An 8,068-nucleotide genomic window follows, 5' to 3' on the forward strand; every position below is an offset into this window, starting at 1 on the left:
TAACGGACGGACATGGCAGTCGGAACTGGATTGGGTTTCTTTTAGGTAAAAGTCATCTTGCGTCGAGTAGATAGGTCGTGTGCTTAGCATTCTGTGATTTTTGTCGCTAACGTCGTGTTTGTGACGAAAACCGCGCGAACCATCACCGCTCTGAAATCCAAGACGACTACGGACATCACCCAGGGACTGCGCTTCGGCCGGTTCCCCATCACTGCCGTGCAGCCGGTGGTTGAGGGTGGCCGTTTCCCGGCGAAGGCCTTGCCAGGCGAGGACCTCGTTGTCGGCGCCACGGTCTTCCGTGAGGGCCATGACCAGCTCGGCGTGTCCGCTGTGGTGCTCGATCCCCGGGGCAAGGAACGTCAGCGCGTCCGCCTGACCCCTGCAGAGGGCGAGCAGTGGAAAGGCCTGGACCGCTGGGAGGGCCTGATTACGCCCACCGGCACCGGAGCTTGGTCTTTCGTTATTGAGGCTTGGCATGACCGTTACGGCACCTGGCACCACAACGCCGAGGTCAAGGTGGGCGCAGGCATCGACGTTGAGTTGATGCTCGCCGAAGGCGCTGCCCTCCTCGCGGAAGCAGCCGACGACGCCGGACGCAGCGCTGTGGAGAAGCGCACCTTGCGCGCCGCTTCCGTCGCGCTGGCCGATACCACCAAGACTGCCGAGGAGCGCCTTGGCGCCGGTTTCAGCCCCGAGGTGCTGGCCGCCGTCGGACGTGTTCCCATCCGCGAACTGGTGACCGTTTCCGAACGATTCCCGCTGCAGGTGGAACGCGACCTCGCAGGTCGCGGTTCCTGGTACGAGTTCTTCCCCCGCTCAGAGGGCGCTGTGCTGGATCACTCCACCGGTGTGTGGACTTCCGGCAACTTCCGCACGGCAGCCGAGAGGCTCGACGCCGTGGCGGAGATGGGCTTCGATGTCATTTACCTTCCGCCCATCCACCCGATCGGTTTCCAGCACCGCAAGGGCCGCAACAACACGTTGACGCCGGGACCGCAGGACCCGGGTTCGCCGTGGGCCATCGGTTCCAAGGACGGTGGCCACGACGCCATCCACCCTGAGCTGGGCACCTTTGAAGATTTTGACGCCTTTGTGGCGCGCGCCAACGAATTGGGGCTTGAGGTCGCCTTGGACCTTGCCCTGCAGGCAGCCCCGGACCACCCGTGGGTGACGTCCAACCCCGAGTGGTTCACCACGCGGGTGGACGGTTCCATCGCCTACGCGGAAAACCCGCCGAAGAAGTACCAGGATATTTATCCCCTGAACTTTGACAATGACCCGACGGGACTGTCCAAGGAAATCCTGCGGATCGTGCAGTTGTGGATCAGCCACGGCGTAAAGATTTTCCGCGTGGACAACCCGCACACCAAGCCAGTGTGGTTCTGGGAATGGCTGATCGGCAAGATCAACAAGAAGAACCCCGAGGTTGTCTTCCTCGCGGAAGCCTTCACCCGCCCGCCGATGATGCACGCCTTGGGGCGCGCGGGCTTCCAGCAGTCCTACTCCTACTTCACGTGGCGGAACACCAAGACCGAGCTGGAGGAGTACTTCCACGAAGTCAGCCATGAGAGCCCGGCGTTCTTCCGCCCGAACTTCTTTGTGAACACCCCGGACATCCTCACCGAGTACCTGCAGTACGGCGGTCCGGCGGCCTTCCGCATCCGGGCTGCACTGGCTGCAACGGCCAGCCCGCTCTGGGGCGTCTACGCTGGGTACGAGCTCTACGAACACGTGGCCCGTCCGGGTGCCGAGGAATACATCGACAACGAAAAGTACGAGTTCAAGGCGAGGGACTGGGAAGGCGCAGCCGAATCCGGACGCACGCTGGCGCCCTACATCACCAGGCTCAACACCATCCGCAAGAAGCACGTGGCGTTGGGCGACCTGCAAAACCTGACACTGCACAGCAGCACGGATGATGCCACGATCGTGTACTCCAAGCACAAGACGCTGCCGGATGGCACCAAGGACACCTTGATCATTGTGGTCAACGTGGATCCGCACAGCACTCGCGAAAGCACGGTCTCCCTGGACCTCGCGGCCTTGCAACTGGACCCACGGGACCTTAACGACGACGGCCGGTTCCGGGTGGATGACCTCATCAGCGGTGAGAGCTGGGAATGGGGCGAGCACAATTACGTCCGGCTGGATGCGCATGTCGAACCGGCACACATCCTGAGCATCCGGAGGCAGCTTTAGTGAGTTTTTCTCCGCAGAACCCCAGCCAGTACTTCACTCCGAAGAACACCTTCGAGTTGAACGCCCCCGGTCTCCAGCATGATCCACACTGGTACCGCAAGGCAGTCTTCTACGAGGTACTGGTGCGGGCCTTTGCGGATGCCAACGGGGATGGCTCCGGCGATTTCCATGGCTTGATCGAGAAACTGGACTACCTCCAGTGGCTGGGCGTTGACTGCCTCTGGTTGCCACCGTTCTTCCATTCGCCGCTGCGGGATGGCGGCTACGACATTGCGGACTACACGTCCGTTTTGGATGAGTTCGGCACCATCAGCGACTTCAAGCGGCTGGTTGCCGAGGCACATGCCCGGGGCGTCCGCGTGATTATCGACCTTCCGTTGAACCACACCTCGGACCAGCACCCGTGGTTCCAGGAGTCGCGAAAGGACCCTACGGGACCCTACGGCGATTTCTACGTATGGAGCGATACGGATGAGAAATACCAGGACGCCCGCATCATCTTCGTTGACACCGAAGAATCCAACTGGACGTTCGATCCGATCCGCCGGCAGTTCTTCTGGCACCGCTTCTTCAGCCACCAGCCGGACCTGAACTTTGAGAACCCCAAAGTCATCGAGGCCCTGTACGACGTAATCCGGTTCTGGCTGGATCAGGGGATTGACGGGTTCCGTGCGGACGCCATTCCCTACCTTTTTGAGGAAGATGGCACCAACTGCGAGAACCTGCCGGCCACGCACACCTTCCTGCAGGATCTTCGGCGCATGGTGGACGCGAACTATCCCGGCAGGGTGATCATTGCGGAGGCCAACCAGCCGCCGCACGAAGTAGTGGAATACTTCGGCACCGAGGAGGCGCCCGAATGCCATATGGCGTTCCACTTCCCCATCATGCCGCGGCTCTATTACGCACTGCGGGACCAGAAGGCCGCACCCATCATCGAGACCCTGCGGGAGACCCCGGAAATTCCCAAAGGTGCCCAGTGGGGAACTTTCCTGCGCAACCATGATGAACTCACCCTCGAGATGGTGCCGGCCGAGGAACGCGCCGCGATGCTGGGCTGGTATGCCCCTGATCCCCGGATGAGGGCAAACATCGGCATTCGCCGCCGGCTCGCGCCGCTGCTGGACAACTCCCGGTCCGAGATTGAGCTCATCAATGCGCTGCTCCTTTCACTGCCGGGCAGCCCTTTTCTGTATTACGGGGATGAGATCGGGATGGGCGACAACATTTGGCTCGATGACCGTGATGCCGTCCGCACCCCCATGCAGTGGAATCCGGACCGCAACGCTGGTTTCTCCGGGGCAGATCCGGGCAAGCTGTACCTACCGGTCATCCAGTCGCTGGTTTACAACTACGGCATGGCCAATGTTGAGGCACAGGCCGCACACTCCGGTTCGCTGCTGCGCTGGACCCGTCAGATCCTCAGCGTCCGCAAGAACCATCCGGTGTTTGGTTTGGGCGGCTTCCGGCACATCGAAGCCGATCATGAAGTGGTGTTGGCCTATGTACGGGAATTGCCGCCAGGCAACCCCGAGGGCGAGGACGCCGAAACCATTTTGTGCGTCTTCAACCTCTCGCAGCACCCTGTGGCGGCAACGTTGGACATCCCCGAATTCGCGGGCCGCGGCCTGCGCGATATTTTCGGCGGCCAGCCATTCCCGGCCGTCGGCGACAACGGTCACCTGACCGTGATGCTGGGCAGCCACAGCTTCTATTGGCTGCGGGTGCGCTCGGCCTTTTCCAATCCCTCGTCGCCTTTTACCCAGGCGATTCCCGTGGTGACCTCCAAAGGATGAGATGAGCAAGGCAAACTTGAACCCCTCCGTTGAAGGACTTCTCCGTCACTGGCTTCCAGGCAAGCGCTGGTTCCCGGTCAAGAGCCCCGACTTTGCGCTGGAGCAGGTGGGTGCCGTCAGTCTCCCTGGCACTAACGGCGACACTGCCTTTGAGGTGGTGCTGCTGGCGGTGACCCACCGGACGGCCGACGGCGGTCCCCGGACTGACGTGGTGCAGGTTCCGTTGAGCTACCGGAGCCAACCACTGGTGGACGCCCCGGCGGCATTGTTGGGCGAGTTTATGGACGACTCGGGCCTCCGCTTGGTGTACGACGCCGTCTACGATTCCGATTTCGTCACCGCATGGCTGGAGCTGATGCGAAACGAAGGCAGCGTGGGAGGTGCACGCGGACACCTCACGCGTGGCCGCGTCGCGCTTCCGAAAAATCCCACTTCCGTACGGGTCCTGTCCGGCGAGCAGTCCAACACGTCCGTCATCATCGACGACGGTGATTCGGCCGCGATCGTGAAGATCTTCCGTGTGCTCGCGGCAGGGAGGAATCCCGAAGTTGAGCTTGGCGCGGCACTGACCGCCGCCGGGACCACCGAGGTTCCGGCGACGCTTGGCTGGATCACCGGCTCGTGGGAGGGGCCGGCATCGAACGGATCCGCGCTGGCCACCGGCGAACTGACCGTGGCACATGAATTCCTGATCGGTGGGTTGGACGCCTGGCGGTTGGCCGTCGAAGCAGCCGCAGCCGGTAAGGATTTCACAGCTGAGGCCCGCGGGCTCGGGGCAGCGACGGCCTCGGTTCACGCAAGGCTGGCCGAAACGTTTGGCACCCAGGACGGACAGGAGCAGGGCTCCGACATCATCGCGACGGTAGCCCGGCGCGTCCGCCAGTCGTGGGCAGAGGCCGCATCCGCCGTCGGGCCCTATGACGACAACCTCGAACAGCTGCTGGCAGCGCTGGATCCCGGAGACGTGGGGCAGTTGCAGCGCGTCCACGGAGACCTCCACTTGGGGCAGATTCTGTTGGTGCCCCGCGATGAATCGGTGCCCGGCACCGCCGGGCAGCCGGGGCGTTGGGCCATTCTCGACTTCGAAGGCGAGCCGCTGCGGACCATTGACGAGCGCAATAATCCTGATCTTCCCCTGCGCGATGTCACGGGCATGCTGCGCTCCTTCGACTATGCGGCGGGTGCCGCCACGCGCGAGAATTCCCACGCCAAAGTGCCCGAAACCTGGGTAGATGACTGTGCTGCAGCGTTCCTTGAGGGGTACAGCGACGTCACCCCCGGAACCATAGACCGCCGCTCGCCGCTCTTTGTGGCATTGTGGCTGGACAAGGCCTTATACGAGGTGGTGTACGAGTTGCGGAACCGGCCCGACTGGCTGTCGATTCCGGTCAACGCATCACGACGAATCCTCGACAATACAAGCCGCGGCAAGCATGCGGCAGCTACAGCGGAAGGTAATGACATGACTGGCTCTGCACGCACCGAACGGCCCCGAGTTCCCTTGCACGTGGACTCCGAGACCTTGGAACGCGTGGCAGCCGGCGCCTATCACGCGCCGCACTCGGTCCTCGGTGCACACTTGGACGACCACGGCCACGTCACCGTCCGCACGGTGAAGCACCTCGCGAAGTCCGTGGCGGTGGTGACCGAAAATGGCCGCACCGAGATGGAGCATGAAGCCCACGGCGTGTGGGCAGCCGTCCTGGAACCGCTGCAGGCCGGCCACGTGCCGGACTACCGTTTGGAAGTGGTGTACGACGTCGAACCCGTCACCATCGATGACCCGTACCATTACCTGCCTACCGTCGGTGAAGTGGACCTGCACTTGATCGGTGAAGGCCGCCATGAGCGCCTTTGGGATGTGCTCGGCGCCCACGTGCAGCACTACCGTTCCGCGCTCAGCGAGGTGGACGGTGTCTCGTTCGCAGTGTGGGCCCCGAACGCCCAGGCAGTTCGCGTCAAGGGCGACTTCAACGGCTGGGATGGCCGTCAGCACGGCATGCGTTCCCTTGGTTCCTCCGGGGTCTGGGAACTCTTCATTCCGGGGGTTGTAGCAGGCGCGTGCTACAAATACGAGATCCTGACCAAGTCCGGTCACTGGATAGAAAAAGCCGACCCGTTGGCTTTCGGTACAGAGGTTCCGCCACTGACGGCGTCGCGTGTTGTGGACGCCAGCTACCGGTTCAAGGATGCGGAGTGGATGGCAGCCCGCGCCCGGAAAGATCCGCACAACTCGCCCATGAGCGTTTACGAAGTCCACTTGGGTTCCTGGCGGCTGGGTCTTGGCTACAAGGAACTTGCCAAGGAGCTCGTGGAATACGTGAAATGGCTCGGGTTCTCCCATGTCGAGTTTATGCCAGTGGCCGAGCACCCCTTCGGCGGTTCATGGGGATACCAGGTGACGTCCTACTTTGCGCCGACTTCCCGCTTTGGCCACCCGGACGAGTTCCGTTTCCTGGTGGATTCACTCCACCAGGCCGGCATCGGAGTCCTCCTTGACTGGGTACCTGCCCACTTCCCCAAGGACTCCTGGGCTCTGGCACAGTTCGACGGTCAGCCGCTGTACGAGCACTCGGACCCTGCCTTGGGCGAACACCCGGACTGGGGAACCCTGATCTTCGATTTCGGGCGCAGCGAGGTCCGCAACTTCCTGGTGTCCAATGCGCTGTACTGGCTGGAAGAATTCCATATCGATGGCCTGCGCGTGGACGCTGTTGCCTCGATGATCTATCTGGACTACTCCCGCGAAGAAGGACAGTGGAAGCCCAACAAGTTCGGCGGCCGCGAGAATCTCGAAGCCATTTCCTTCATGCAGGAAGTCAACGCCACCGTCTACAAGTCCCACCCCGGGGCCATCATCATTGCCGAGGAGTCCACTGCCTTCCCGGGCGTCACGGCGCCCACCAACCACGGCGGCCTGGGCTTCGGGCTCAAATGGAACATGGGCTGGATGCATGACTCGCTCAAGTACATCTCTGAAGACCCCATCAACCGCAAGTGGCACCACGGCACCATCACGTTCTCCCTGGTCTACGCGTTCACCGAGAACTTCCTGCTGCCCATCAGCCACGACGAAGTTGTTCACGGCAAGGGCTCCATGCTGCGGAAGATGCCCGGCGACCGTTGGCAGCAACTGGCTAACCTCCGTGCCTTCTTTGCCTATCAGTGGGCCCACCCCGGCAAGCAGCTCATTTTCATGGGCACAGAGTTCGGACAGGAAGCTGAATGGTCCGAGCAATACGGGCTGGACTGGTTCCTCGCCGATATCCCAGCGCACCGTGGGCTGCAGCTTCTAGTCAAGGACCTCAACGAGCTCTACACCGCGACGCCTGCCCTGTACCAGCGTGACAACGAGGCCGGCGGTTTCCAGTGGATCAACGGCGGGGATGCCGATCACAATGTCCTGACCTTCATTCGCTGGGATCAGGACGGCAAACCGTTGGTCTGCGCCGTGAACTTCTCCGGAGGTCCGCACAAGGACTACATCCTGGGAGTGCCCGCCGCAGGGGAGTGGACTGAAGTCCTGAACACCGACTCGGAAACGTACGGCGGCTCGGGCGTGCTTAACGCAGGGTCCCTGAAAGCCTCGGCGCCCGGCACCGATGGCCAGCCAGCAGCGTTGACCGTCACTCTTCCTCCGCTCGGTGCCTCATGGTTCGCGCCGGCTGAGTAACTCTCGCGCTGCTCACGTGGGGCAGTAGTCCTCAGGCTGAGAGGGTCCGGAGCCATGCTTCCGGGCCCTCTTCCCTTTATTCCCGCGGATTTTGCTTGGCCAAGAAGCCGTGTCGTTGAGGGGTTTTGCCATCACGGGGAAGTAGGGGTATAGTTAGTACCCGCGCTGCTCCCCAGTGGAGGACGGTGAAGCTGACAAGAAACCGCAAGGAAAATCAAGTCAAGTTCGCCGATTTGACCCGGAGGCAGGCAGCGTGTAAGTTTGAAAAGTTGCTCCGGAGCGATCCTGGACCCTTTGGTGGGTGTGGTGGTGCCGGTAGTGTCTGTTGTTTGAGAACTCAATAGTGTGCCAAGTTTGTTGATACCGATTGTTTTATTGATTGGTTGAAATTATGGCTGGA

At 61.9% G+C, this 8,068-nt stretch carries 3 protein-coding genes; all 3 read left to right on the top strand.

Going from position 1 to position 8,068, the window contains the following annotated elements:
- Positions 1 to 114 precede the first annotated feature (114 nt).
- From ABIE35_RS17385 to ABIE35_RS17395, 3 genes are read left to right on the top strand one after another with little or no spacing between them, the layout of a single operon-like run.
- Positions 115 to 2,199, top strand: a complete 2,085-nt coding sequence (locus ABIE35_RS17385) for an alpha-1,4-glucan--maltose-1-phosphate maltosyltransferase (RefSeq protein WP_354516887.1) — start codon at positions 115 to 117, stop codon at positions 2,197 to 2,199.
- Entirely contained in the window at positions 2,199 to 3,995 is a 1,797-nt protein-coding gene (treS, locus tag ABIE35_RS17390) for a maltose alpha-D-glucosyltransferase (RefSeq protein WP_089593799.1), read from the top strand. Before ABIE35_RS17385 ends, treS begins: the two co-directional genes overlap by 1 nt.
- Before the next feature lies 1 nt (position 3,996).
- The gene (locus ABIE35_RS17395) at positions 3,997 to 7,668 is read left to right on the top strand and encodes a 1,4-alpha-glucan branching enzyme (protein ID WP_354516861.1); all 3,672 of its coding nucleotides are present in this window, start codon (positions 3,997 to 3,999) and stop codon (positions 7,666 to 7,668) included.
- Positions 7,669 to 8,068 lie beyond the last annotated feature (400 nt).

The organism is Paenarthrobacter sp. 4246 (assembly GCF_040546855.1).
Lineage (GTDB): Bacteria > Actinomycetota > Actinomycetes > Actinomycetales > Micrococcaceae > Arthrobacter.